This is a genomic window from Cyanothece sp. BG0011 (assembly GCF_003013815.1).
In the GTDB taxonomy this organism is placed as follows: domain Bacteria; phylum Cyanobacteriota; class Cyanobacteriia; order Cyanobacteriales; family Microcystaceae; genus Crocosphaera.
Window position 1 is genome coordinate 18,489 of sequence record NZ_PRLH01000054.1, and the last position, 24,619, is coordinate 43,107.

Genomic DNA, 24,619 nt, shown 5'->3' on the forward strand with positions numbered 1-24,619 from the left:
TTTAAGTTAAAGCTTCAAAACCCGCCACCACATCTAATAATTCTGAGGTAATGGCACTTTGACGTTGACGACGATATTGACCATTGAGTTCGTCAAGATGTTCTTCTATATTTTTCTGGGCCGACTGCATCGCAGCCAGACGACTGGCGTTTTCACTGGCCAAGGAAGCAGCCACCGCACGATAGAGAGACACAAAGAGATATTGGCTAATAAGTTCTTTAAAAAGGTCTTGCCAGTTCATGGTAAAGGTGGGAAGGGTATCAGTGGGCCAGTCTTTTTGTTCTAAGGAGCGTAACCAATCTCGATCAAGGGGTAATAATTGTTGAGAAGAGGAACGATAGGAAGATCCCGAAGTGGGTTGATTATAAAAGAGTAAAATTTTACTTATTTTATGTTTTTCTTGCCAATTATCCAGCATTAATAATATATCTTGTACCGTTTCCCCGATGCCTTCTACAGAAGTGGGTAACATAAATTGATTGGCCAGTTGATAAGAACTGGTTTTAAAATAAGGCAGTAAACGAGATCCAACGGTTGCCACAAAAAGATTTTCTGGCTTAGATAAGGATTGGAGCTTATCTTTAGCGTATTTAGCCATATTTTCATTAAACTGACCACATAAGCCTTGATCAGATCCTAAAATAATGGCTCCAATGTTGGGGTCAGGAAGATTGTTTTTTTCTTTTATGGTTAAAACAAGGGATTTTCCTGCAAAATAACGATCTTTTGCCAAAATTTGAAACCCCATCTCTACAGTATGATTATATTCGGCTAAAGATTCCACTGCTTGTTCATATTGTCGAATACTAACAGCCGCAAGGGCCTTCATGGTTTTCACTACCGAATATAAATCTTGAACACTATCAAGGGTTGCTTTGAGAGATTCAGGGGTTTGAGACATGATGTTAACTGATACCTATTTCCTAAAGTTTAAACATTTTAGTCTGTAGGTTGGTTCAAGGGACGAAACTTAACTCATAGTTAACCATATGTGCAGCAATGAAACCCAACTGACCAAATCAGCGATCGCTAATTTAACTCGCGCTATTAATTTAACACAAGTTTTTTTGTTTGATTTGTGATTAATTTGATTAAACTATTGTTGTGAAGCAATTGGGCGTTCACCGTCAATATCTAAGGTATCCACGACCTCATATTTATTAGCCATAATAGGACGAGTTCCGTCTGCTTCAAACGTATCAACAACGTTTGTGTCACTATTATTTATGGGACGTTCCCCATCTATTGGTAACGCTTTGTCTGCTTCTACATTATCAGAATATGCCAGACCATTATTGTCTATATTTAGAACTTCGTTTACTTCTGAATCTGTATTGCTTGTCAAAGAAAGTTTAGATTCATGATTATCAGAATCATTCTTTTCAGTGGTTTGATTGCGTGTTACATAATCAAAACCTTTAACGATTGGACGAACCCCATCCTCCTCAAACGTCTCTACTATTTCTACTTCTCCACTTTCGATGGGACGAATACCATCTGCTTCAAACGTTTTATTTTCTTGCGGTTTAACCATACTAAATATTTCAAATTGCTATTTTATTTAAGAAACATTGTATCGCAACACAACAATAATTAAATCTAACTAAGGTGTTATATTTTTAAGGTGTCTATACTAAATTACTAATTAATACCAAAGCGAAAAATTAAGGATAAGTAGGTTGGGTAGAGGGACGAAACCCAACTCATAACCTCTGAAAAATTAGGGACGAGTCGAAGTGATAGTAAGAGAAATTTGTTGACCTAACGCTTGTAAAGTACGTTCTATGGTAGGAAGTTTGGTGCGATGATGAGGATCGAGAATTCTACGAACTTCTTTTTCATCAACATTGAGTAAAGAAGCTAATTGTACTTTAGAAAGGCTAGATTCTTTCATAGCGAGATAAACAGAAGCTTTGAGGGCAGTTTGAATGGGAAGATAAACCTTGTATTCATCCTCCGTTAAAGGTGATGGAATGGGAATGTCCCGTTGATCGTCAATACGGGCTGCGATCGCTTCTTCTAGACAATCACTAGCTTCGATTAAAGCTGATTCTACATTATCACCTTGAGTAATTGCCTCTGGTATATCTCTAACAGTAACTATCCATCCACCATCACTTTCAGGCGTTAATTTAACCCCGTAGCAAAACCGACTCATTGTCACACCTTTAGATAATGTCATCTTCTTCTAAACCTAACTGTTTTAACATCGCTTTGACTGTGCCTGTTTTGAGTTCCTGTGACGGATTTCTAACAATTGTTAATTTTTCACCGAAGTATAGAGTAACATGGCTCCCTTTTCCCCGCTTTTTATCCACATAAGCCTCAATGCCCCGTTTTTTGCTAACTTCTTAATTTTTTTAATAAACTCATTAAAGCGGATCTCTTCGAGATCGTACTAATTATTTTCATGGTCAAAATTAGGGTATCAATGTTAATATTGAGCCAAGTCAAGCCAAGCTCAAGTATCTCTTATGTTTACAGTAGAACTTAAAAACGGACAAACTGTTCAAGTTCCTTTGGAAGAACTTGAAACTTTTTTAGAGCAAAACAGAGAGCAAATAAAAATACAAAAAAAACAAATGAAAAAAAGACACAAAGCTAAAGAAGCAATCAACAGTAAATAATAACGGTTACATTAGCAGTCTTGGAAATGTACTCTCCTCTATCAAGCTGTTCCTCTGTTTCGCTTAAATAAATTTTACATTTTTTGAAAATTCTGTATTTTGTGTTTGGATCGTCTCGACTTGATGGAATATAGTCAATTTCTTGTCCTAACTCCACATAGACAGGAAAAACCTTGGCTCGTCTAATTTCACCGTACACATACCCGTCATTTTCGGCTGCGTCAAATTCCTGACTAGGGGTTTTGACTTTTAAAACCACTTTCTTTACCTTCTTATAAAGATTAACTAAGTTTAAGGCTGCTTTTAAACCTTTTCGTTTCAAATCAAAGCAAGGAAAAGAATAGACGACTAGCTTGTACTATCGATAGGCGGTTTAGATTCCAAAATGCTTAAAACTTCGTCAAAATCGACTGTATCACTGATTTGAGATGGTTTTGTATCTTCAAGTTGTTTCTCTAGTTGCGTTACACGATTTCGCAGACTGGCTATCTCTTGAGCCATCTTTTGAAGAATTAACCCGATATGCTTTTCTGAACTATTTAGATTCTTTAAATCTTGTTCTTGTAGGGATGATGTTTGTATATATTCATCGTCAGAGATTGATTTTGAAGCTTGATCAAAACTAGCTTCTGAGCTTGGTTCATTCAAAGGCCTTTCTTTTTCTGTTAGATGGCGATCTTCCTCAAGATTGGATAACTCTTTCTCTTTTATCTCTTGAGAAACTAGATCACGATCATGAGAGCTTAAACTATGTTGTCCCTTGTTTAAATCAGCAATGATTTCTGATTTGTATTTTTCTGCAAGAGAAAAAATATAAGGGGGATAAAGTCTATTTTCAGTACCAGGTTTATTGCTTTTATCGAAAATTCCCATCTGAGCCAACTCATGAGCCCGTTTCAAGGTAGCTGAACGAGACAGTCCCGAAACTTCTGCTAATTCCTTAGCTGTCAGTGGGACAGGTTCTTGATTAACAACTTTTTCGATCATCTTCCAATGATGCTCATCTAGTTGCAATTGCCAGGGAATCCGATGATTAGACATTTTGGTTGGACGGGTTTCTTGAAACATCAGAGGTTGATGTTCTATACTGGAATAGGGCAAACTTGACATATTAAGTATGTCCTGAAAAAAATACAATTTTTTGGAGGGCAATATGATCTTTTGGCGAAGACAGCATTTTTGCCCTCTTTTAAGTTAGCACAAAAAAAATAAAAGAAGCAAGCTTTAAAAGCGAAATAAAACTTTTTTTATTTCGTTCAACGCTATAAGATTAAAAGCTTGAACTTATTTTAAATCAGCGCACTGCTTTGCGGATCTCTTCGAGATCATTTTCTTGCCATCTATTCAATAGCTTGATCTGTTGCTTCGGGTAACTGGTAATAAGTGTATGTAGGTTGGGTAGAGGCACGAAACCCAACTCATAACATCTTTGTTATCGTTTATTAATGCAATTAAAAAATCCAGGGTGCAGGAGTTGAACCTGCCTAGCACGAATTATGAGTTCGTTGCCTAAACCGCTCGGCCAACCCTGGAAATAAGGCTAAATAATTTTAGCCCTTATCAATTATAACGTTTTTGGGACTTAGGTTCTAGATCCCCCCAAACCCCCCTTACAAAGGGGGGCTAATGAAGCTTATGAAACAGTCGTAAACTGGTTCATAACTTCAGTATTCTCACTCCAAACCGCAGCAATATTAATGGTTCCATTCAAGAAGTTTTGACGACAAGCGCGACGCTGAATTTTTCCACTGGCGGTTTTTAATACAGTTCCAGATTTAGCTAAAACAATGGCATAGGTTTGGATTTCGTGTTCTTCGGCAATTTCTTGACGAATATCTCCGAGTAATTGCTCAAAGTCTAACTCTCCGCTTCGTCTTTCCAACTCCTGCACAATCACTAATTGTTCTTCTCCGTCGACTTCAACAGAAAAAGCAGCCCCATAGTCAGAGCGAAAAACAGGGTTAAGATGTTGGACACTCCACTCAATATCCTGGGGATAATGATTGGTTCCTCGGATGATAATTAAGTCTTTCATCCGTCCTGTAATATAGAGTTCTCCGTCTTTTAAAAACCCTAAATCCCCTGTTCTTAAAAACGGACCTTCTTGAGTATCTTTAATATAAGCTTGAAACGTTTCTTCGGTTGCCTCTTTTCGTTGCCAATAACCCTGGGCTACACTAGGATCAGCTACCCAGATTTCTCCCACTTCATCCTCAGCGCAACGGGTTAAGGTATCGGGGTTAACGATCGCAACTTTCGTCTCACACACCAACTGCCCACAACTGGCCATGATACGAGTTCCTTTTTCCTGTTGGGGATCAGCCTCTACAATTTTATCCTGTTCTAAGGCCGACGCATCTAAACAGGCAAAGACGGGATGGGTTCCTTTGGGTTTACTCGATACCAGTAACGTATATTCGGCTAACCCATAGGCAGGGGCGAAGCTTTCCCAGCGAAACCCACAAGGGGAAAAGGTTTCAACAAAATTCATCATCACCCTGGGGTTAATGGGTTCGGCTGCGTTTCCGGCTGCTTGCCAACTACTGAGATCGAGTTGTGCCATATCTTTGCTTCTTAAGCGACGTAAACAGAGATCATAGGCAAAGTTAGGACCTTGGGAATGGGTGACTTTATACTTGGTAATGTTCTTTAACCATTGAATAGGACGTTTGATAAAAGAAAACGGAGACATTAAATAACAAGGGGTTCCGTTGTACAGAGGAACGGTTATTCCCTCGACTAACCCATAGTCATGAAAATAGGGCATCCACGTATGGGTAATACTGTTTTCATCGTAGCCACAGGCCCGTTGTAAATAACTGGCATGGTGCATTAAATTGAAGTGAGATAACATCACCCCTTTAGGCGTTGAAGTCGAGCCAGAGGTATATTGTAAGTAAGCTAATTCATCTTTATCCACTTGGGGATCTTCCCACCCCTCAGCCAGGGATAAATCCACCGTGGCCGTGTCGATCCACTTCATTTGTTCAAATTCGGGGAATTCCTCTTTAACGTCTTCTACCAGGGATAAAATCGCGTCTGTCGTGAGGGCAAAGGTAGCGTTTGCATCTTGAACAATAGACCGCAGACGGGGTAAAGTCCGTTTAAGTCTTCCTGACTCCGGTGGGGGGACAGGAATAGCAATGACACCAGCATATAAACAGCCACAAAAGGCTGCAATGACTTCTAACCCTTGGGGATATAAGAGTAATGCTCGTTCTCCTCTGGCCTGATATTTTTGTAGTAAGGTGGCGATCGCTTTAGCCTGTCGATCTAATTCTCCATAGGTTAAGGGTGGGGTTTCTTTTTTTCCGTCGATTAAAAAGGTGTAAGCGTGGCCGTTGGGAGTTTGATCAGCCCTCAAACGCAATAATTCGATTAAGGTGGTGGGAGTGGTTAAAGATTTTTCTAAGCTTTGAGTCATAGTATTTTTGAAGAAGGAGTCAGAATTAATTATTAATATCGACTTTTTACCCCAAAAAGACGAGCAAACGTCCGAGGGTAAAAGAAGGTTCAATTTACCAAGAAACTGTATCAATTCTAAAGGAAATCTTCACATTGGCAAGTCCCAATTACCAGTTATCAGTTACTTATACTTACGACAGGGAAGACGAACTACGACGAGATGTTGAATGATGGGTCTGGGTAAGATTGAGTCCTTCTTCTGATTGTTCTATCACTAATAAAGGAGTGGGTTTAGCTTTTTGATCCCAACTAATTAACACCACTTGTCCTTGAATGGCCGGTTGCCAATTTTCGTTGGTGGTGATGGGGGATAAAAAGTTTTCAATACATTCTATAATTTGACTAACGGTTGAAGCACTCGACTGAACGGGTAATTTCATCAATTTAATGGAAATGCGAAACAAAACCCCTTTATTCCATTGTCCTTCTTGAGTTTCCACTTCGTAGGTGACATCAAAACTTTCATCAATATTTCGTCCCCCTGCAATGACTCCGGCCTGGACTTTATCGGTACTGGGCCGCAAGGCTGCACCAATTAATTGAGTGACTTTCATTTTTATTTGATTGATGATGACATAGTGAAAGACTTCTTCATCCATCCGCATTCGTAAATAATCTAAATTAAACTCCCTAGCATAGACGAGATCGGGGTTCCCCTCCATTTTTCTAATAGTCACTAGGGCGAGTTTTAACTTTTTTTTGAGGTCTTTACTTTTAAACTTTTCAAAGTTTAACGCTTTTGTTTTTTGTCGGAGTTGCCATTGACTATAAACCAATAAAACCGCTAACATGGCCCAAAGGGCAATGGTGCTAATCATCCACAGGTGTCCACTGGAACCATAAGAACCAGCCGAAGGAGTCACAGAAGGATTAGACGGAATTTCTGTGGTTTGTGCAAGTAGTGGTCGATGAGAAAACCCTGAAGAAGACATAGGGATGATTGGGGATATTGTCTTGTATATCTTAAGAATTCCCAAAAGTGTGGGTAAATGATGCTTTTGGCGAGGAAAATTTTTTTAGCTGACCGGGGAGAGCCTTCCTCTAGTACCTGATTTAGGGTATAACGAGTAACAATTAGGTAAAATAATCACCTTAACGAAGTCAGAAGTCAGAAGTCAGAAGTTCCTCGCTTCGCTCCGGCTCTATCGAACAGAAGTTGTTTTTGAGACAAGGATTTAAGCCTCGCCTCAAAAACGTTTCGCTTTAAAAAGCCAGGTTTTAGACCCTATTCTCTCGATAAATCTTTTCCACCTTGAGTCTGTTATAATCGAACCGTCTGGAACTTTTCAAAAAATGCTACTAGGTTTTAGAACTAAGCTAAAACTCAATAATCGACAAAAAACCATCATGGCTAAACACGCAGGTTATAGCCGTTGGCTTTTTAATTGGGGACTAAAAGCTTGGAGTGTGACCTATCAAGAGGGATTAAAACCCACAGCCAATAAACTTAAAAAGTTCTACACCAATTATGTCAAACCATTATATCCGTGGCAATCACAATTATCATCAAGAGTTTATCAATATGCGTTTGTGGATTTAGATAACGCTTTTAAAGGTTTCTTTAAAGTAAAAGGAACTGGTTATCCTAAGTTCAAAAAGAAAGGAATTCACGATAGTTTTACTCTGGATAATTGTGGGAAATGGATAGGGTTAGGGTCAACGAGAATCAAGTTACCCTTTATTGGATTTGTTTCAACTTATGAAGCAGTCGTTCATAGGCGTGATCAATTAACCCTTTACCCCGTAAAAAGCCTGTATTAGCCCCAGGACAAATATAATGAAGGGTATCAAAAGAAAAGCGATCGCATAATTGCGCCACACTTTGCAGTTGACGACCCCAATGAAAGGTTTTCTCTAATTTTAAGGGAACGGGATTACCATTTTTCTCAGGTAGTAAATGCCGTCCGGTGAACAAAACCCCTCCATGTTGTTGCCAATACAGACAAGATGATCCGGTGGAATGGCCAGGGGTCCAAATCCCCGTTATCCTCTCGGTAATGATGATTTCCCTTTCAAAAGAGGTGACGGGTAGGGTGGGCAACAAATAAGCTTCTTGTTCTTGAATGATAATCTGACACCCTAAAGCTTGCTGCCAGGATTTCAGAGAAGGGCTAATGCCTCCACGATGGGTTAAAAATAGCCATTGTACCCCTCCCTGTTGCTGTAGAAACTGAAGATGATCCTCATGATAAGCAGGACAATCGATCAAGATGTTACCAGAGTTTTCTACAATGAAATAGGAAGTTCCCCCTAAAATCTCTCGATTGGGGGCAAAAGCCAATAAACCGTCTAACAATAAACGGGGGGGTTTGGGAGTTTTAATAGTGTTTAAATTCATTTATGTTGACAACTTCTCTACAATAGAAATATAAGTGCTATCCCTGTATTATTCCTCAATTAGTTTAATTATCTCTAGAAAGAACAATCCTTCATACAAGCTCAACTGTCAATATGTGGTTACTATTAATTATTTTAGGCGCAATTACATACTATCTCGTCAAGAAAACCGTTGCTCCCATTACTCGCACTCCCATCTGGATTATTTGGTTAGTGATGATGATGCCGGCGGTTGTTTGGACGGTGTGGTATGAACTCAATGGAGAAGATCAACAAATTCCTCTGCTTTGGATTATCGTCCCTTTAGTTATTTGTTTTACTCTCTATGTCTGGTTAATTGGACTCGGTAAAATTCCCTCCTCTGAGCAACCTAAAGAACCGATTCAAGACTCACCCCCACCCCTTCAAAACTTAGACAAACCCACCGAAGAAACGGAGACAGTTCGTCCTATCACCGCCACCGAAGAAAAATCTTTACGGGATTGTTTTCCTTGGGGGGTCTATTACCTACAAAATCTAGATTATCGTCCTCAAGCTATTCTCTGTCGAGGCAAACTGCGCACCGCCCCTGAAAAAGCCTATACTTCTATCAAAACAAATATTGAACAAGTGTTTGGCGATCGCTTTTTAATCCTCTTTCAAGAAGGATTACAAGGAAAGCCCTTTTTTGCTTTAGTTCCTAACCCTTGGTCAAAAAAGGACACCCAAGACAATCAAAGCAAAGAAAAGTTAAAACGTCCTTTATTTGCCCTAGGATTACTATTACTAACCCTATTAACCACCACCCTTGTGGGAACGATTTCCATTGTCGGGGTGGCTCAAGAAACTATCAGCAATGATCCCAGTGTCTTATTACAAGGATTACCCTATAGTTTAGGGTTAATTACTATTTTAGGGGTTCATGAATTCAGTCATTATTTAACGGCTGTTCGCTATAAAATTGCCACGACGTTACCCTATTTTATTCCCATTCCCTTCTTTCTGGGAACCTTTGGGGCATTTATTCAAATGAAATCCCCGACCCCCAATCGTAAAGCTTTATTTGATGTGGGGGTGGCTGGTCCTTTGGGGGGTTTTATTATGACCCTTCCTCTTTTATTATGGGGAATTTCTTTATCGGAAATCGTGCCGATGCCGACGGATGAAAATGCTTCTTTACTAAATATTGAAGCTCTCGATCCTCGATTTTCTTTCCTGTTTGCTATTTTAGTCAAATTGGTTTTAGGCAGTAGTTTTATGGCAGGAAAAGCACTTCATCTTCATCCTTTAGCCGTGGCTGGTTATATCGGATTAATTGTCACCGCACTTAATTTAATGCCCGTAGGACAATTAGATGGAGGTCATATTGTTCATGCTATGTTTGGACAAAGAACGGCGGTGATTGTCGGTCAAGTGACTCGGATTTTTATGTTAGTCTTAGCCATGATTCGGCCAGAATTTTTAATTTGGGCAATTTTGTTATTTTTAATGCCGATTATGGATCAACCTGCTCTTAATGATGTGACCGAATTAGATGACGTACGGGATTTTGTGGGTTTATTTTCTTTGACCTTATTAATACTTATTTTATTACCTGTCCCTGGTGCTATTAGTCATTTATTACAGATTTAACAGGGGAAATCAGTTCATTTTTCCTGCTCAAGAATTCTCTTTTGTTCTTTGGGAGATAGACTAATTCTTGTATCGTTAATGTTAACTTCTGCCTCCTTCAACTAATTAATTACTTTAGATTCAAAGGACTGATAAGTTCCCCCTAATCCTGTCACAATGGTTTTGGTATTAGAAATTAACATTTTTTGATAACTATCTCCCCTTGTTCCTGTTTCTCCTAACCCGTCAGTGTACAGTGGTTGCTCAGCAACCTTGATATTGGCTTCTTTGGCTACCGTTTCAATTAATTGAGGATTGACGGTATTTTCAGTAAAAATAGTCGGAACTTGGGTTTTTTTCACCTCTTTGACCAGTTCACTAACTCGTGAGGCTGTGGGAGACTCTTCTGTACTAAATCCCTCTAAGGCTCCCTCAAAGGTTAAATCATAAGCATTGACATAGTACCCTAATGCGTCGTGGGTTGTCACTAATTTTCGTTGTCCGACAGGAATGGTAGCAATTTGTTCTTTAATCCAATTATGAATTTCGGTTAATTCTTGAGTGATTTGACGCTGATTTGTTTGATACTGTTGCGTATAATTCGGCTGTAAAGTTTCTAATTGTTGGCTAATAACTTGTACTATTTTTATGCCATTATTGGCATTATGCCAAATATGAGGATCGGGAACAGTTTCTGTGACTTGATCTCGGTTTTCTTCATGTTCATGTTGATGTTCATGATCATGTCCATGATCATGTCCATGATCATGTTCTTTTCCCATTAACGGTTGAGAAACAGCTTGTTCATGAACCGCTATTTTCGGAGTAGGATTATTACTGGCTTCGATTAATTTGATTAAGCTGGCATCAAAATTATAACCCCCATATAAGATCAATTGAGCTTGATCAATGGCCTGTCGATCTTCTGGAGTGGGTTGATATACATGAGGATCTACCCCCGGACCCAGTAAACACTGGAGATTAATGGTTTCTTGTGCCAGTTGCTCAGTCAGATCGCACAAGATACTGGTGGTAACCACAACTAAGGGACGATTATCTACAGGAGTTAAAGCCTCTGGTTGGGACGTTGTACAGCTAACTAACCCCATTAATAGGGTGCAAGGAATTAAGGGATGACTTAATTTGAAAAGACTTAACATAAGTTTCTTGATCTACTATGATAATGATAATCATTCTAATCAAAGATTATGTTAGAAGTCCAGCATCTGGGAGTTAACTACCGAGGGGTGGTGGCTGTAGAGAATATCAGCTTTTCTTTAGAGCCTGGGGAAATTGTCGGGATTATTGGGCCAAATGGAGCCGGAAAAAGCTCTTTAATCAAGGGTATCTTAGGATTAGTCCCTCTAGATCGAGGAAAGGTCAGATTTCGGTCTCGTGCTTTATCGAAACAATTGGCACAAGTGGCTTATATTCCCCAAAGAAGCCAGATTGACTGGGATTATCCCATTACTGTGCAGAATGTGGTCATGATGGCCAGAATTCGTCATACGGGTTTATTTAAGTCTATTTCTCGCCAGTCTAAAATCATCGTTCAAGAAGCCTTGATGCGAGTGGGAATGTGGGAATTAAAAGATCGTCCTATTGGAGAGTTATCAGGGGGACAACAACAACGGGTATTTTTAGCCCAAGCATTAGCCCAAGAAGCAGAATTATTCTTATTTGATGAACCCTTTATTGGGGTTGATAAAAAAACTGAAGCGATGCTTTTTGAAGTGTTTGATGAGTTAAAATCATCGGGAAAAATTTTATTAGTAGTCGGCCATGAATTACGGGAAACAGCAAGGGAATATGATCGATTTTTATTGATAAATAAAACCTTAATTGCCAATGGTTCTCCCAGGGAAGTGATTACGGCTGAAAATATTCAAGAAGCCTATGGAGATAATGTTATTTTCTTAAATCGTAATTCTCATCATTTTTCCTCTGGAATCCGTTAACCTAATTATTATCATTTAAACTGAATTAAATTATGATTAATTTATTGCTCGAACCGTTAACCTTTGAATTTATGAGAAATGCCCTAATGATTATTATTTTATTAGGGATTCTTTGTGCTGTAACTGGTAGTTATTTAATTGTCCAAAAGATGGGATTATTAGGAGATGTTATTGCCCATGCGGTGTTGCCAGGATTAGCGATCGCGTTTTATTTAGGGATCGATATTTTTTTAGGGGCATTTATTTCGGGACTCTTAAGTACCTTAGTTATTTCTTGGATTCAATCTCAATCAAAAATTAAAGTTGATGTAGCGATGGCATTAGTTTTTTCTGGTTTTTTAGCGTTAGGAATCATGTTGATTACTCTATTAAAAAGTAAAATTGATCTTCATAGTTTTTTATTTGGTGATATTCTTGGTGTAACCCAAAATGATTTTTTTAGAACTTTAATTATTGTTGTTTTTATTGTAATTTTTGTCAAGCTTTTTTATAAAGAATTATTATTTTATACCTTCAATCCTTTGGGCGCACAAGCGATGGGATTACCTGTTAAATGGATTCATTTAGGGTTAATTTCTGCCATTACTTTAACCATTATTGCTAGTATGCAAGCGGTGGGGGTTGTGTTAGTGGTTTCTTTATTAGTGGGTCCAAGTATTACCGCTTATTTATTGGTAAAAGAACTCCATCAAATGATGTTTCTCGGGGCTATTATTGGCAGTTTAAGTGGCATGATGGGAATTTATCTGAGTTATTACTTAAATGTACCATCAGGGGCAGCCATTGTGTTAGTGGTAACGGGTTTATTTTTATTAGCTTTATTAGTGAGTCCTTCCCAGGGAATTTTAACTCGTCCTGAAGTTATTTATCAAGTTAAAAAACTTTTACAAGGCTTAAAAAATACTTAAAAAGTTATAGAAATACCCCCCTGTAGGATTGTAAAATGATTCAAAGTTTTTATAAGATTTATTGTGATGTTTTAGTTAGGTATTAGTTATGCACTCGTTTACAAAAAAACTATTTTGGACAATTGCTTTATCACCATTATTAATCAGTCAACCTGTTTTTGCTCATGTGATTTGGTTTGAGTCACTCAATAATAATCAATACGAAATTATTTTCGGTCATCCTGAACTTAATCAACCTGAACCTCTTATTTTAGATAAGTTCAAAGAAGCTACAGCCTATGATGAAAATAAAATGGTCATTCCTAGTACAACTATGTTTGAGAATGACCGTTTATTCATTAATACAAATACTTCTGTCGCAGCTTTAACTGCATTTTATGATAATGGTTTTTGGCGACAAAATCCCGATGACACTTTTGATAATATTACTCAAGAAGAAGCAGAAGCAATTAACTACGAAAATGTTTCTCAATTTGTTAAATATGCTAAGGGAATATATCAGTGGAATGATCCCTTATCACAACCTTTTGGCTTACCCATAGAAATCATAGCTTTAGAAAATCCATTTCAGTTACAAGAAGGAGATGATCTGCCTATTCAAGTATTATTCCAAGGAATGTTAATTGATAATCCTTTAGTGGAATATTTAGGGCAGACAATTAGTATTAACGAGGAAGGAATTGCCTTGATTCCGATTGGTGCATCAGGATTACAAGTGATTGAAGCAAGTTATACTGATCCTAACTCTGAAAATCCGACAATTTCTTATGCTGCAACCTTTACCGCACAATCTGTTCCTGAACCACAATCTTTAGGATTATTAATAACAACAATGGCGTTAGGAATTAATCGAGGCTTAAAAAATCGAAAGAAGAAAAAAATGCAATGATTATAATTGGGTTTTAATACTAAATTTCTAACATTTATTATTTAGCCAAATCCTCGACCTCGATAGGATTTGGCTAACAGAAATAATACTCCTTTTTGTCCTCCTATCACTAATTTTTGTCCCGAAGGATGCCATTCTAACTTAGAAAATCCTTCTGAGGTTTCTTGGGAACGTTGGCTTAATTGTTTTGCTTTTTGCCATAATAATAATTGTCCATCTTCTCCCACTGATCCCAATAATAAACTATTCGGTTGAAACCGTGAATCGGTAATCATATCTTCGTGGCCGATTAAACCCCATGATAACCAACCATCTTCATCATTTTCTTCTTTTTTCCAAATAACGATTTCCTCCAAACAAGCAACAGCTAATAAAGGGGCAATTCCTGATTTAATATTAGACCAAGTTACATGACGAATTTTTCCCCCGAACCCTGTCATACGCCAAGGAATTTCCTCTTGCCAACGCCAAACTAAGACCGTATTATCTAAACAACTAGCAGCCAAATAGTCTCCATCCTTTGACCAAGCGATCGCCGTACAAGCAGCCGCCATTTCTACTAAAATCGGGTCATCTTCCCATTGATTAGCGTTCCAAATTTTAACCCCACCATTACCAGCAACTGCTAAATTTTCGCCCGATGGATGCCAACTCATCCCTAACACAGAAGAGGTTTCAAAGGGTAACGTGGTGATAATTTTTTCAGCTAAAACATCCACAATTTGTACATAACGGCCTAAACTAAAAGCGAGTTGATGTTTAGTCGGATGCCACGCTAAATGATCAATCCATTGGCCTTGTTTTCCCCAAGGATTAATTAACTCAATGTGAGGTGTAATTTTCCAGATGCTTACCTTTCCTTCTTGTCCGGCTGCAGCTAAAAATTGACCGTCATGGGAAAATTCTAAGCAATCAATTGATGTTTCTTGAGGAGATAAAATCAAGCTATTTTCTTCAGTTTTGAGATTCCATAATAATACTTCTCCTGCCCCAGAACTAGCTGCTAAATAATCCCCATTTGACCAGGCTAAATCAGTTACATAATCTGAAAGTTGACCCGTCCATTGTAATTCAAATAAAGTGGGTAAATTTGCTTTTAAACCAAACACGCTTTCAACTCCTCTTTTAACTGCATCTCATCTAAATTACGACCAATAAACACTAATTCATTTCTACGAATTTCTTCAGGTTTCCAAAGGCGATCAGGTTTAGCGTTTAACAACATATGAACCCCTTGTAAAACTAATCTTTCATTCATCCCTGCAATATTAAGAATTCCCTTCATTCTAAAGATATCTTGCCCTTGAGTTCTTAATAAATTACTGATCCAATTACTGACTTTTTCCATATCTAATTGTCCTGATTCTACAAAAGCAACAGAATAGACAGAATTATCATGTTCATGGGCATCTTCTGATAGAAAATTAGGATCAATTTCTAGGGCATAGTCTAAATTAAAAGCTTGAACCCCTAACAAGTAATTCATGGCAATTTCAGTATTTTGGGTTTGATATATTTTCGCCATTCGATTAATTTCTCGAAGTTTTTTCTCTAATTTATTGAGTTCTTCTGAGGTTACTAAATCAATTTTATTGAGCAAAATAATATCAGCAAACGCTATCTGTTCTTGCGCTTCATCTGCATCCCAATGCTGTTCTATATGTTTCGCATCAATCACAGTTACAACGGCATCTAATTGTATTTTATCCCTCATATCTTCATCCACAAAAAAGGTTTGAATGACTGGGGCAGGATCAGCCAAACCGGTGGTTTCAATGACAAGATGATCAAATTTATTCCGTCGTTTCATCAAATTACTAATAATCCGAATTAAATCCCCTCGAACAGTACAACAAATACAGCCATTGTTCATTTCAAAGATTTCTTCATCAGCATTAATAACTAATTGATGATCAATGCCAACTTCTCCAAATTCATTAACAATAACTGCTACTTTTTTACCGTGTTCATGGGTGAGAATACGATTTAAGAGGGTGGTTTTGCCTGCCCCTAGGTATCCTGTTAAAACCGTTACGGGGACAGTGTTTAACCCTTCTACAGCTACCATCTTTTTTCTCCTTTATCTAAAATGATAATCATTTTCACTATTTTAGCGCAACATTCAAGAATAATAATCATTCTCAAAAATTGTTTAAGGCTGTAACATTAACGCCACTTCCTTGGCAAAATAGGTCAAAATCAAATCAGCCCCGGCTCGTTTCATACTGGTTAAGGTTTCGAGGATCACTTTTTTCTCATCAATCCAACCTTGTTGACCAGCAGCCTTAATCATGGCATATTCTCCACTCACATTATAGGCAACCACCGGCAAATGAGTATAGTCTCGTACCCGACGAATAATATCTAAATAGGCTAAAGCCGGTTTAATCATCAGTAAATCTGCCCCTTCTTTAATATCTAAAGCAATTTCTTTAATCGCTTCTCTACTATTGGCAATATCCATCTGATAAGTCTGTTTATCGCCAAATTTGGGGGCTGAAGCTAAAGCATCCCGAAACGGGCCATAATAAGCAGAGGCGTATTTTGCAGAATAGGCAAGAATTCCTACATTGATCCAGCCCTCAGCGTCTAAAGCCCTGCGAATTGCCCCGATTCTACCATCCATCATATCAGAAGGTGCTACTAAATCCGCTCCGGCTTCGGCATGGGATAAAGCCATTTTGACTAATACTTCAACCGTTTCATCATTGAGAATTTGCCCATTTTCCACAATTCCATCATGGCCATAGGGAGAATAGGGATCTAAAGCAACATCAGTAATCACCATTAATTGAGGAATTGCTTGTTTAATGGCTTTAACCGTGCGTTGAACTAGCCCATTAGGATTATAGCTTTCTGTTCCTTGATTATCCTTCTTTTCATCAGCAATAAGGGGAAATAAGGCGATTCCCTGAATCCCTAAATTAACCACATCTTGTAACTCTTTGAGCAATAAATCAAGAGAATAACGGTAGCATTGGGGCATAGAAGGGATTTCTTGCTTTATATTATCCCCTTCCATCACAAATACGGGATAAATCAGGTCATTAACTGTTAATTCTGTTTCTTTTACCAAACGACGTAAGGCTTCAGTACGACGTAAACGACGGGGACGATGGATGAGGGGGTGAGGTGCAACCATAGTTTGCTTTTAGAAATGATAATCATTATTATATTGACAAAAGCATCAAAATGAAATGATAATCATTATCATAAAAGTAAAGAAATATTAAAAGAATGACAGTAAAAGCGTTACCGAAACAAATAGATATAGGGATTATCGGGGCTGGACCGCAAGCTTTAACGTTAGTCACGCATATTTTGCAGAAAAAGGCCAAATTTCGCCGTCGTATGGTGGTTTTAGACCCTAGTGGCAGTTGGTTAAGTCAATGGCGACATCAGTTTGCTGCCCAAAACATACCCCATTTAAGATCCCCGGCGGTACATCATCCCCATCCTAACCCCTATCAATTGAGAAAATTTGCCGAACATCGTTCACAAGAATTATTTGCCCCTTATGACTTACCAGGGACAAATTTATTTAATGATTTTTGTGAGGATCTTGTTAAAAATTGGCAGTTAGAAAATTTAGTTTATTCTGATAAAGTTACTGGAATTTTGCCGATCAAAGTTCGCTCATCTAATGGATTTCAATTAATTTTAGAAAGTGGTAATCAATTAATTGTTCGTCGAGTTATTTTAGCGACAGGAGGCGGAATTCCTCAATTTCCTAAGTGGGTAAATGAAATTAAAACACCCTATCCTCAAGATAGATTATTACATTCTCAGCAGATAGATTTAAGAACAGTCAAATTAAAAAATAAACGAATTTTAATTATTGGTGGAGGCTTAACTTCTGGACATTTAGCAGTGGGGGCAATTGAGCAAGGGGCTAAGGTTATTTTAATGGCAAGACGACAGTTAAAAGAAAAATTATTTGACGCTGATCCAGGTTGGTTAGGACCGAAATATTTAAAGGATTTTTATTTAGAATTGGACTGGGAAAAGCGATGGAAACTGATTCATCAAGCCAGAGATGGGGGATCAATGACTCCTGCTATGATGTTAAAATTAAGACGGATGACAAGGGATAAACCTTTAACCCTTGAAGAAAATTGTCAAGTGATTAAAGCTGATTGGAAAGATAATCAATGGCAAATAAAATGTCAAGATGAAAAACATTTTTCTTGTGATCAAATTTGGTTAGCCACAGGAACACAATTTAGGGTTAATGAGCATCCTTTGTTAACTGATATCCAGAAAAATTATCCCATTCCATTAATTAATGGATTGCCTGTTTTAGATCAATATTTACGTTGGCCATCCTTAGAATTATTTATGATGGGAGGTTTATCTGCTTTACAACTTGGTCCCGTTGCCCGTAATTTAGCAGGGGCCATTAAAGGGAGTCAACGCATTGCTGAAGCTTTAGTTAAGCCAAGTTTAGCTATTTCTTGATTTATAGAAAATTTTTGATGTTTTCTGTTACTAATTCGGAAAACTCTTCAGAGATTCCTAGGGTTCCCGGTAACGAAACAGTTTTAACTTGATCAATTGTGTTAATCGCTTCCATTTCTTGTTTAGAATAGGGGGGAGATTGTTCAGCAATAATGGTTAAAATAGGTTGAGATAAAGATTCAATTAAACTGAGAAAATCTTCCCTAGTTTCTATGGGGTCTAATGTTCCTGTGACAAAAGCAACCGGCGCAAATCTAGCCCCTTTTTGTTGGGTAATATTGCGTTTATTACTAATAAATTCATCGGTTAATTTTGTACTATCAGTATAAACATGACGGCGATACATGAACTTAAGAAAACCAGGGGTTGTATTTAGATAATAAAGAAACTGTCCAATAATAGGGGTTCTGACTAAATTTTTTATTGAGTTTCTGATACTTTGGGGGACTCCCATTACCCTTAAAGGGCCGCGCCAAGTTGGGGCAATTAAAATCAGTTTACTAACCGTTTCAGGAGCAATTTTTGCTAATTCTAAAGCATAACCAACCGTATGACCCGCAGCAATAATAATCACAGGTTGTTGAAACGTGGCGTTAACAAAATCTTTAAGTAATTGATGGTAAAGTTGAGGATTATAATCTAAAGCTGGCCGTTGAGAGTCCCCAAATCCTAACCAGTCTAACAAATAAACTTGATATTGTTGGGCTAATAATTGAGCAATTCCTGCCATTTCTGTGCGACTTGAAACGGTACTAAAAGCAGGTAAGAGTAAAATAGGATTTCCTTGACCTAATGTTTCATAAGTCACTTGAAACTGTTCATTTTGCCAATGCCAAGTATATTGATTGATAGTTCCTTGCGTATTGATTTTTGAGGCTTGAATCGTATTCATAAACATTAGTTATTGTCAACTGTTTGTAACAAATATTAAAGAAAATAATCGGTTATTATTGATCTGATGAGCTAATAACCAATGATGGCAATTATAACAAAGTTTCTATCAAGATAGGGTGGGCAGTGTTGACTTTTATTTTAGAACTTTTGTGACGGTTTTGTTAAGAAAGTAACCATAAATCTGTTGAAAGAAAGAGGATCAATATTTTGATGTGGGATAAGATTCCCAAAGAAGCACTCAACAAAACATTTAAAAGTGAATAAAAGTTGATAGCAATTTTTGAGGAAAAACAATGTATTTCCAGCAATTTTATTTAGAAAGTCTCGGTCATGCCTCCTATTTCATTGGCTCAGAAAAAACCGGTGAAGCCTTGGTATTAGACGTAAGAAGAGATGTAGACATTTACTTTGAAGCAGCTCGTTCTCAGGGGATGCAAGTTAAATATGCTGCCGATACCCATCAACATAACGACTATCTGAGTGGCATTTGTGAGTTGCCCGAACGTGGAGAAGTGCAGTTAATCGGGAGTGGGCGTGCCAATTTAGGTTATAAGGTGCGTTCGATGGGGATGGCGATCGCTTAGAAATGGGAGAAGTGGTCTTTGAAGTCTTGCATACCCCCGGTCACACCCCCGAACACATTAGTTTATTGGTCCGCGATCGCTCTCGTGGTGAAGAACCGGTCATGTTGCTTTCTGGAGGGGCATTGCTAGTGGATGATGTGGGGCGACCTGACTTATTAGGGTCTGCTGAGGATATTCAAAGCCACGCCAGTCAACTGTGCCAGACACTACAAGGCAAAATCCTCAATCTACCGGATTACGTGCAGGTTTATCCGACTCATGTGGCTGGTTCCCTTTGTGGGGGCAGTATTGGCAGTCGTCTATCGACGACCATTGGTTACGAACGACGGATGAATCAGATGTTAGCGAGTATTGCCTCTAAAGACGAGTTTGTTGAGCAATGTATTAATTTAGAGCAACTTCCTGCCGTTCCGCCCTATTGGTCACGGATGCGAAAACAGAATCAGCAAGGGCCACCCTTATTGGGAGTCCTCGTTAATCCTCCGGCCTTAGATGTCGAGCAATTTAATCGCTTGCGTTCTCAAGGGATGATTGTTTTAGATTGTCGTTCCCCAGAAGCTTTTGCCAGTCACATTCCTGGCGCGCTCAACGTTTACCATAGTTCGTCTTTTGCCACTTGGGCCGGTACCATTTTGCCTCCCGATGTGCCGATCATTTTAGTGCTAGAGAAAGCAACTGACCTTTGGGATATCTGTTGGCAGTTACTCCGTATTGGTTACGACTTGCCAAAAGGCTGGTTAGCAGGGGGTATGAAAGCCTGGCGGACTGCAGCCAAAGAACTGGAATTTATGCCTTTAATGAGTGTGCGAGATTTGAGTCGGCAGCGTGAGGAGCTATTTGTACTAGATGTCCGTCAAAAAACCGAATGGCGAACCGGACATATTAAAGGAGCAACCCATATTACAGGGGCAGCATTACCCGAAAGATATCAAGAAGTCCCCAGAGAAAAAACTGTGGCGGTTGTTTGCGGCAGTGGTTATCGTTCCTCCGTAAGTGCAAGTTTGCTTAAACACAAAGGATACAACAATGTGGTTAATGTCTTAGGGGGAATGGCTGCCTGGAAAAACGCTGGCTTAGAGACAGTTAAGGAAGAAACTTAGGACTTAAAACCATAATGGGTAGAATATAAGCTCATATCTTGCACGCCTTACAGAAAAACTCAACAACAAAACAAAGAAAATCAATCCTGTTCCCCGTTCTCCTGCCCCCTAACCCCCCTGCCCCCCTTATAAAGGGGGGTGTGGGGGGTGTGGGGGGTGTGGGGGGTGTGGGGGGTGTGGGGGTGTGGGGGGTGTGGGGGGTGTGGGGAAGGTGCAAGATGTGAGTTAAGGTTTAAGGACAACTTTAATACAATTATCTTTCTTATCCCGAAAAATTTTATAAGCGTCGGGTGCTTCTTCTAAGGACAAACGATGAGTAATGACAAAGGTTGGATCAATGTCACCCTTTTCGATACGTTCTAATAAAGGAAGCAAATATTTATGAACATGAGTTTGGCCCGAACGCATGGTTAATCCTTTGTTAACAAAAGCTCCCATGGGCATTTTATCGATAAATCCCCCATAAACTCCAGGAACTGACACTTTGCCCCCTTTTCGACAAGCTGCGATCGCCTGTCTTAGCACCAGAGGTCGTCCTGTTTCCATGCGAATGGCTTGTTTAACTGTGTCGTACATCGCCATAACCCCGGTACCGTGGGCTTCCATCCCCACTGCATCAATGCAACAATCAGGGCCTCGTCCCCCGGTCATTTCCTTGAGGGCAACACCGGCATCCATTTCTTCATAATTGAGAATTTCAGCCCCACCGGCCTCAGCCAGTGCTAAACGTTCGGGAATGCGGTCAATGGCAATCACCCGTTCTGCCCCTAACATCAGTGCGCTACGGATGGCAAACTGACCCACCGGGCCACATCCCCAAACCGCGACAATTTCCCCTGGTTGAATATCACAGTTTTCGGCAGCCATATAACCCGTAGGGAAAATATCCGTTAAAAAGAGAACTTGTTCATCACTTAAACTTTCTGGCACTTTGAGGGGGCCCACATCAGCAAAGGGAACTCTAACATATTCTGCTTGTCCCCCGGCGTAACCCCCTAAGAGGTGGGAGTAACCAAATAATCCAGAAGGAGAATGACCATAGAATTTTTCGGCCATCCAAGCATTGGGATTAGAATTATCGCACAACGACCATAGATCACGGTTACAGAAGAAACAGTTACCGCAAGAAATGGTAAAAGGAACCACCACCCGATCGCCTTTTTTCAAATTCTTGACCTCTGGGCCGGTTTCGACCACTTCCCCCATAAATTCATGGCCGAGGATATCCCCTGACTGCATGGTAGGAATATAGCCATCATACAGATGTAAATCAGAACCACAAATGGCAGTAGAGGTAACTTTAATAATGGCATCACGGGGATTCAAAATTTTGGGGTCTGGAACATTATCAACCCGAACATCTTGGCTTCCGTGCCAGCATACGGCTTTCATGGTAAATTCTCCTAGTGTTTATTAATTTTCTGAAAAAAAAGCAAGAGGCATAGAAACTTCTTAATTTGTCCTATTTTTATCTCCCCTGCTCCCTTCCTCGCGCGTTCCCTTGCGCCGTAAGACGGCGCGGGGTCGCTCGTCTCCGGAGCTCCCCTGCAATCCCAACTTAGGATGTTTGCGATCTACTGAGTATTGCTATTCCTCGGTATAACGTTTTAAAGTTGGATTTTTCTCAGTTTTCTGGTCAATGGGTGCCGTGTTTGATGAAGTTCCGGGTAATTCGTCCCTAAGGGTTTTCATCTTACTTTTACTACTTTTTTTCGGTTGTGGTGAATTTTTGCCATCTTTTAAAACGGCTGATTCAACGCCACCGGGTAAATTTTCGATACCGACAGAATTACGAGTTTGATTAACAGTTTTATTTTGACTAGAGTTAACTGCGTGAGCCACTTGAATCGGATAAATAGCAAGGCTACACAGTAAAACAACAGTGATTATGCCAACTTTTAACCAACGTTGAAATAAATTGTTTTTCAAAAAAACAAGAAACGGGGGGTTACTTTTTGTTTGATTAGGGTTTAAATGAGGAAAAAGTAAACTAACAATCTTATACATAATGATTCGCTCCAAAATTTTAGACAATAAGTTTAATTTCCTTGAGGTTGTCCCTCAATGGTTGCAATTTCTCCCGCTTCCATTAACTGTTTAAAGCGGTTAAGTTCATCTCCAATTTGTTGTTCAGGTTCTTCTCCAAACAGTTTGGCGATCGCTGCTGAGATCGCACCCCCAGGAGGCTGATATTCCATCACCACTTTGACCTCGGTTCCTCGTCCACCGGTTGCTGGTTGAAAGCGGACAAAGCCAGAATTTTCGATGTTTGCCCCTTCATCCGATGTCCAAGCAATAAGATGATTGGGTTCATCGTTGATAACGATGGCATCCCATTCAATCGTTTCATTAAGGGGGGCGTTAGCGACCCAATGGGAATGACGTTCATCTTTGACCACAACGGATTGTAGATGAGTCATAAAACGGGGTAAATTTGCAAAGTTACGCCAAAAATGATACAAATCTTCGGCAGAGCGGTTAATCGTTACCGTTTTTTCCACACGAATAGCATGATCAAGCCCGATCGCATCTTCTACCTGCTTCAAGGTGCTTTTTTTCTGGACTCCTTGATAAACTAAGCCACCTCCGGCCACGGCGGTTAAAATGCCTTTTAGCGATCGCTGTTGCAAACCAGCGAGAACCAACGCACCACCGCCAATAATTGAAGTCCACCGTTCTAAGTCTGTAGCCTGTTGCTCAGTGGAAGTCTGGGTACTCAAAGACTTTTCCATATTGACGACTCCTCCTAGGAGTGGTTTTTGCTATGTAGTCACATTAACAGGCACACAGAAGCTCTTCTTCTCTCTAAGGAAAGAAACTTGATCGCAATTTTGTAGGTTGGGTTGAAGTATGAAACCCAACAATATTAAGGACTTTTCATTAAACGTCAAGGAGTCAAAAAATTAACATTTTCTTGGAGTAACTTTCAAATACAAGGAAAATGGTCAGGTAAAATGACAATGACTATATAACATGAATCTCGTAATAAATATAGTGCTACGCACGCTTGGAATAGGCAAGGGTTCTCCCCCTCACAAAAGGGGCAGTTAGAGGGGGTGGCAATGGTTGATTAGATAACAGTTTCAACGTTAACAAATATCCTAAGCTTTTTTGGACTGCCATATAACGATAATCAAGCTATGAGTTGGGTTTCGTTCCTCTACCCAACCTACATACTATCATTTAGAGAAAAATCTACGAAAAACATTGCCTACCTTAACCCCTTTATGCTAAACACTGATTAAGTTTTTCTCTCAGCATTTTCCCATCTAAATTACGTCCAATTAATACTAATTGATTACGAGGTGTCGTTTTCCAGTCATCAGCATTCATCGTATAACGTTTTCCGCTAAGTTGAAAAATATGGCGTAATTGACTTTCTTGAAACCATAATATTCCTTTTGCCCGAAAAACATTAGTGGTCAAATCATCGAGAAAAAAGGTTTGAAATTTCTCTACAATAAAAGGGCGATCGCTTTCAAAAGCAATAGAAACAAATCCATCTATGGTTAAATGATCAGAATGGTGATGGTGATGATCATGATCATGTTCGTGATCATGGTGATGATGATGTTCAGTGGTGTCTTCTATCCTAAAATTTTCAGCATGATTAACATCAATATCGAGAATTAAAGGAAGAGGAACTTGTGTATATTGACTATGAATAATTCTCGCCCCTGACTTAATTTGATTAATATCTGTTTCTAATTGTTTAACTTTTTCATCTGAGACTAAATCGGTTTTATTGAGCAGAATAATATCACCATAAGTAATCTGACGTAATGCAGCTTCACTTTGAAAATGTTCAG

26 protein-coding genes, 1 tRNA gene and 1 pseudogene are annotated in these 24,619 nt (G+C 39.1%); 9 read left to right on the forward strand and 19 right to left on the reverse strand.

Going from position 1 to position 24,619, the window contains the following annotated elements; translation table 11 throughout:
- Position 1 precedes the first annotated feature (1 nt).
- The 4 genes from C4E06_RS08040 to C4E06_RS08055 all read right to left on the reverse strand — a co-directional run bounded on the left by C4E06_RS08040 (position 2) and on the right by C4E06_RS08055 (position 2,318).
- The gene (locus C4E06_RS08040) at positions 2 to 901 is read right to left on the reverse strand and encodes a F0F1 ATP synthase subunit gamma (protein ID WP_107667601.1); all 900 of its coding nucleotides are present in this window, start codon (positions 899 to 901) and stop codon (positions 2 to 4) included.
- Positions 902 to 1,096: 195 nt separating this feature from the next.
- The gene (locus tag C4E06_RS08045; RefSeq protein ID WP_107667602.1) at positions 1,097 to 1,534 is read right to left on the reverse strand and encodes a hypothetical protein; all 438 of its coding nucleotides are present in this window, start codon (positions 1,532 to 1,534) and stop codon (positions 1,097 to 1,099) included.
- A gap of 186 nt (positions 1,535 to 1,720) precedes the next feature.
- A complete protein-coding gene (locus tag C4E06_RS08050; RefSeq protein ID WP_107667603.1) occupies positions 1,721 to 2,182 on the reverse strand; it encodes a type II toxin-antitoxin system HicB family antitoxin in 462 nt (153 codons plus the stop codon).
- Entirely contained in the window at positions 2,169 to 2,318 is a 150-nt protein-coding gene (locus tag C4E06_RS08055) for a type II toxin-antitoxin system HicA family toxin (protein WP_198648415.1), read from the reverse strand. Before C4E06_RS08055 ends, C4E06_RS08050 begins: the two co-directional genes overlap by 14 nt.
- A 156-nt stretch (positions 2,319 to 2,474) precedes the next feature.
- Here C4E06_RS08055 and C4E06_RS27710 point away from each other — a divergent pair, with 156 nt between their 5' ends.
- Positions 2,475 to 2,627, forward strand: a complete 153-nt coding sequence (locus tag C4E06_RS27710; protein WP_198648416.1) for a hypothetical protein — start codon at positions 2,475 to 2,477, stop codon at positions 2,625 to 2,627.
- Here the strand turns inward: C4E06_RS27710 and C4E06_RS08060 are convergent.
- The 5 genes from C4E06_RS08060 to C4E06_RS08080 all read right to left on the reverse strand — a co-directional run bounded on the left by C4E06_RS08060 (position 2,614) and on the right by C4E06_RS08080 (position 7,024).
- Entirely contained in the window at positions 2,614 to 2,949 is a 336-nt protein-coding gene (locus C4E06_RS08060; RefSeq protein WP_107667604.1) for a hypothetical protein, read from the reverse strand. The genes C4E06_RS27710 and C4E06_RS08060 overlap by 14 nt on opposite strands.
- Positions 2,950 to 2,975: 26 nt before the next feature.
- On the reverse strand, positions 2,976 to 3,695 hold the full coding sequence (locus C4E06_RS08065; RefSeq protein WP_157951125.1) for a hypothetical protein: 720 nt from the start codon (positions 3,693 to 3,695) through the stop codon (positions 2,976 to 2,978).
- Between the two features lie 391 nt (positions 3,696 to 4,086).
- Positions 4,087 to 4,159 (reverse strand) — tRNA-Ile (locus C4E06_RS08070).
- A gap of 101 nt (positions 4,160 to 4,260) precedes the next feature.
- The gene (locus C4E06_RS08075; protein WP_107667606.1) at positions 4,261 to 6,051 is read right to left on the reverse strand and encodes a fatty acyl-AMP ligase; all 1,791 of its coding nucleotides are present in this window, start codon (positions 6,049 to 6,051) and stop codon (positions 4,261 to 4,263) included.
- A gap of 172 nt (positions 6,052 to 6,223) precedes the next feature.
- Complete coding sequence (locus C4E06_RS08080; RefSeq protein WP_107667607.1) at positions 6,224 to 7,024, reverse strand: hypothetical protein; 801 nt, start codon at positions 7,022 to 7,024, stop codon at positions 6,224 to 6,226.
- Between the two features lie 361 nt (positions 7,025 to 7,385).
- On the opposite strand from C4E06_RS08080, the pseudogene C4E06_RS08085 reads away from it, so the two are divergent.
- A pseudogene (locus tag C4E06_RS08085) lies at positions 7,386 to 7,799 on the forward strand (helix-turn-helix domain-containing protein); the annotation flags it as partial.
- Here the strand turns inward: C4E06_RS08085 and C4E06_RS08090 are convergent.
- Positions 7,771 to 8,430, reverse strand: coding sequence for an MBL fold metallo-hydrolase (locus C4E06_RS08090; protein WP_107667609.1), 660 nt, complete (start codon positions 8,428 to 8,430; stop codon positions 7,771 to 7,773). The pseudogene C4E06_RS08085 and the gene C4E06_RS08090 overlap by 29 nt on opposite strands.
- A 113-nt stretch (positions 8,431 to 8,543) precedes the next feature.
- On the opposite strand from C4E06_RS08090, the gene C4E06_RS08095 reads away from it, so the two are divergent.
- A complete protein-coding gene (locus C4E06_RS08095; protein WP_107667610.1) occupies positions 8,544 to 10,040 on the forward strand; it encodes a site-2 protease family protein in 1,497 nt (498 codons plus the stop codon).
- A gap of 101 nt (positions 10,041 to 10,141) precedes the next feature.
- Here C4E06_RS08095 and C4E06_RS08100 read toward each other — a convergent pair whose 3' ends face one another.
- Complete coding sequence (locus tag C4E06_RS08100; RefSeq protein WP_107667611.1) at positions 10,142 to 11,179, reverse strand: metal ABC transporter solute-binding protein, Zn/Mn family; 1,038 nt, start codon at positions 11,177 to 11,179, stop codon at positions 10,142 to 10,144.
- Positions 11,180 to 11,227: 48 nt separating this feature from the next.
- On the opposite strand from C4E06_RS08100, the gene C4E06_RS08105 reads away from it, so the two are divergent.
- From C4E06_RS08105 to C4E06_RS08115, 3 genes are all read left to right on the forward strand, one after another.
- Entirely contained in the window at positions 11,228 to 11,977 is a 750-nt protein-coding gene (locus tag C4E06_RS08105) for a metal ABC transporter ATP-binding protein (RefSeq protein WP_107667612.1), read from the forward strand.
- Between the two features lie 32 nt (positions 11,978 to 12,009).
- Positions 12,010 to 12,885 (forward strand): metal ABC transporter permease, encoded by an 876-nt coding sequence (locus C4E06_RS08110; protein ID WP_107667613.1) that lies wholly within the window; start codon positions 12,010 to 12,012, stop codon positions 12,883 to 12,885.
- A gap of 88 nt (positions 12,886 to 12,973) precedes the next feature.
- The gene (locus C4E06_RS08115) at positions 12,974 to 13,774 is read left to right on the forward strand and encodes a DUF4198 domain-containing protein (protein ID WP_107667614.1); all 801 of its coding nucleotides are present in this window, start codon (positions 12,974 to 12,976) and stop codon (positions 13,772 to 13,774) included.
- A gap of 41 nt (positions 13,775 to 13,815) precedes the next feature.
- Here C4E06_RS08115 and C4E06_RS08120 read toward each other — a convergent pair whose 3' ends face one another.
- The 3 genes from C4E06_RS08120 to hemB form a co-directional block, all read right to left on the reverse strand.
- Positions 13,816 to 14,883: a WD40 repeat domain-containing protein gene (locus tag C4E06_RS08120; protein WP_107667615.1), complete on the reverse strand. Its 1,068-nt coding sequence runs from the start codon at positions 14,881 to 14,883 to the stop codon at positions 13,816 to 13,818.
- Positions 14,871 to 15,842: a GTP-binding protein gene (locus C4E06_RS08125; protein WP_107667616.1), complete on the reverse strand. Its 972-nt coding sequence runs from the start codon at positions 15,840 to 15,842 to the stop codon at positions 14,871 to 14,873. Before C4E06_RS08125 ends, C4E06_RS08120 begins: the two co-directional genes overlap by 13 nt.
- Positions 15,843 to 15,926: 84 nt before the next feature.
- Positions 15,927 to 16,916, reverse strand: coding sequence for a porphobilinogen synthase (gene hemB, locus C4E06_RS08130; RefSeq protein WP_107667617.1), 990 nt, complete (start codon positions 16,914 to 16,916; stop codon positions 15,927 to 15,929).
- A 95-nt stretch (positions 16,917 to 17,011) separates the two neighbouring features.
- Here hemB and C4E06_RS08135 point away from each other — a divergent pair, with 95 nt between their 5' ends.
- Positions 17,012 to 18,232 (forward strand): FAD/NAD(P)-binding protein, encoded by a 1,221-nt coding sequence (locus tag C4E06_RS08135; RefSeq protein ID WP_107667618.1) that lies wholly within the window; start codon positions 17,012 to 17,014, stop codon positions 18,230 to 18,232.
- A gap of 1 nt (position 18,233) precedes the next feature.
- On the opposite strand, the gene C4E06_RS08140 is transcribed toward C4E06_RS08135, so the two are convergent.
- Positions 18,234 to 19,130 carry an alpha/beta fold hydrolase gene (locus tag C4E06_RS08140; protein WP_107667619.1) on the reverse strand — a complete coding sequence of 299 codons (897 nt, stop codon included), beginning with the start codon at positions 19,128 to 19,130 and terminating at the stop codon, positions 18,234 to 18,236.
- 289 nt (positions 19,131 to 19,419) lie between these two features.
- Here C4E06_RS08140 and C4E06_RS27715 point away from each other — a divergent pair, with 289 nt between their 5' ends.
- Entirely contained in the window at positions 19,420 to 19,710 is a 291-nt protein-coding gene (locus C4E06_RS27715; protein ID WP_198648418.1) for a hypothetical protein, read from the forward strand.
- A gap of 2 nt (positions 19,711 to 19,712) precedes the next feature.
- A complete protein-coding gene (locus C4E06_RS08145) occupies positions 19,713 to 20,810 on the forward strand; it encodes a rhodanese-like domain-containing protein (RefSeq protein WP_198648419.1) in 1,098 nt (365 codons plus the stop codon).
- A gap of 225 nt (positions 20,811 to 21,035) precedes the next feature.
- Here the strand turns inward: C4E06_RS08145 and C4E06_RS08150 are convergent, their stop codons facing one another.
- The 4 genes from C4E06_RS08150 to C4E06_RS08165 all read right to left on the reverse strand — a co-directional run.
- Positions 21,036 to 22,202 carry a zinc-dependent alcohol dehydrogenase gene (locus C4E06_RS08150; protein ID WP_107667620.1) on the reverse strand — a complete coding sequence of 389 codons (1,167 nt, stop codon included), beginning with the start codon at positions 22,200 to 22,202 and terminating at the stop codon, positions 21,036 to 21,038.
- A 195-nt stretch (positions 22,203 to 22,397) separates the two neighbouring features.
- A complete protein-coding gene (locus C4E06_RS08155; protein ID WP_107667621.1) occupies positions 22,398 to 22,817 on the reverse strand; it encodes a hypothetical protein in 420 nt (139 codons plus the stop codon).
- 32 nt (positions 22,818 to 22,849) lie between these two features.
- Entirely contained in the window at positions 22,850 to 23,542 is a 693-nt protein-coding gene (locus C4E06_RS08160; protein WP_107667622.1) for an SRPBCC family protein, read from the reverse strand.
- A 493-nt stretch (positions 23,543 to 24,035) separates the two neighbouring features.
- A partial coding sequence (locus C4E06_RS08165) for a GTP-binding protein (RefSeq protein WP_198648420.1) occupies positions 24,036 to 24,619 on the reverse strand: 584 nt, incomplete at its 5' end.

Bases quoted from the DNA above. Each gene is read 5' to 3' on its own strand.
- C4E06_RS08145 (WP_198648419.1), top strand. From the start codon at position 19,713: ATGGGAGAAGTGGTCTTTGAAGTCTTGCATACCCCCGGTCACACCCCC.
- hemB (WP_107667617.1), bottom strand. From the start codon at position 16,916: ATGGTTGCACCTCACCCCCTCATCCATCGTCCCCGTCGTTTACGTCGT.
- C4E06_RS08075 (WP_107667606.1), bottom strand. From the start codon at position 6,051: ATGACTCAAAGCTTAGAAAAATCTTTAACCACTCCCACCACCTTAATC.
- C4E06_RS08045 (WP_107667602.1), bottom strand. From the start codon at position 1,534: ATGGTTAAACCGCAAGAAAATAAAACGTTTGAAGCAGATGGTATTCGT.
- C4E06_RS27715 (WP_198648418.1), top strand. From the start codon at position 19,420: ATGTATTTCCAGCAATTTTATTTAGAAAGTCTCGGTCATGCCTCCTAT.
- C4E06_RS08150 (WP_107667620.1), bottom strand. From the start codon at position 22,202: ATGAAAGCCGTATGCTGGCACGGAAGCCAAGATGTTCGGGTTGATAAT.
- C4E06_RS08105 (WP_107667612.1), top strand. From the start codon at position 11,228: ATGTTAGAAGTCCAGCATCTGGGAGTTAACTACCGAGGGGTGGTGGCT.
- C4E06_RS08100 (WP_107667611.1), bottom strand. From the start codon at position 11,179: ATGTTAAGTCTTTTCAAATTAAGTCATCCCTTAATTCCTTGCACCCTA.
- C4E06_RS08135 (WP_107667618.1), top strand. From the start codon at position 17,012: ATGACAGTAAAAGCGTTACCGAAACAAATAGATATAGGGATTATCGGG.
- C4E06_RS08050 (WP_107667603.1), bottom strand. From the start codon at position 2,182: ATGACATTATCTAAAGGTGTGACAATGAGTCGGTTTTGCTACGGGGTT.
- C4E06_RS08065 (WP_157951125.1), bottom strand. From the start codon at position 3,695: ATGTTTCAAGAAACCCGTCCAACCAAAATGTCTAATCATCGGATTCCC.
- C4E06_RS08160 (WP_107667622.1), bottom strand. From the start codon at position 23,542: ATGGAAAAGTCTTTGAGTACCCAGACTTCCACTGAGCAACAGGCTACA.
- C4E06_RS08125 (WP_107667616.1), bottom strand. From the start codon at position 15,842: ATGGTAGCTGTAGAAGGGTTAAACACTGTCCCCGTAACGGTTTTAACA.
- C4E06_RS08090 (WP_107667609.1), bottom strand. From the start codon at position 8,430: ATGAATTTAAACACTATTAAAACTCCCAAACCCCCCCGTTTATTGTTA.
- C4E06_RS08115 (WP_107667614.1), top strand. From the start codon at position 12,974: ATGCACTCGTTTACAAAAAAACTATTTTGGACAATTGCTTTATCACCA.
- C4E06_RS08095 (WP_107667610.1), top strand. From the start codon at position 8,544: ATGTGGTTACTATTAATTATTTTAGGCGCAATTACATACTATCTCGTC.
- C4E06_RS08110 (WP_107667613.1), top strand. From the start codon at position 12,010: ATGATTAATTTATTGCTCGAACCGTTAACCTTTGAATTTATGAGAAAT.
- C4E06_RS08040 (WP_107667601.1), bottom strand. From the start codon at position 901: ATGTCTCAAACCCCTGAATCTCTCAAAGCAACCCTTGATAGTGTTCAA.
- C4E06_RS27710 (WP_198648416.1), top strand. From the start codon at position 2,475: ATGTTTACAGTAGAACTTAAAAACGGACAAACTGTTCAAGTTCCTTTG.
- C4E06_RS08140 (WP_107667619.1), bottom strand. From the start codon at position 19,130: ATGTTTATGAATACGATTCAAGCCTCAAAAATCAATACGCAAGGAACT.
- C4E06_RS08155 (WP_107667621.1), bottom strand. From the start codon at position 22,817: ATGTATAAGATTGTTAGTTTACTTTTTCCTCATTTAAACCCTAATCAA.
- C4E06_RS08080 (WP_107667607.1), bottom strand. From the start codon at position 7,024: ATGTCTTCTTCAGGGTTTTCTCATCGACCACTACTTGCACAAACCACA.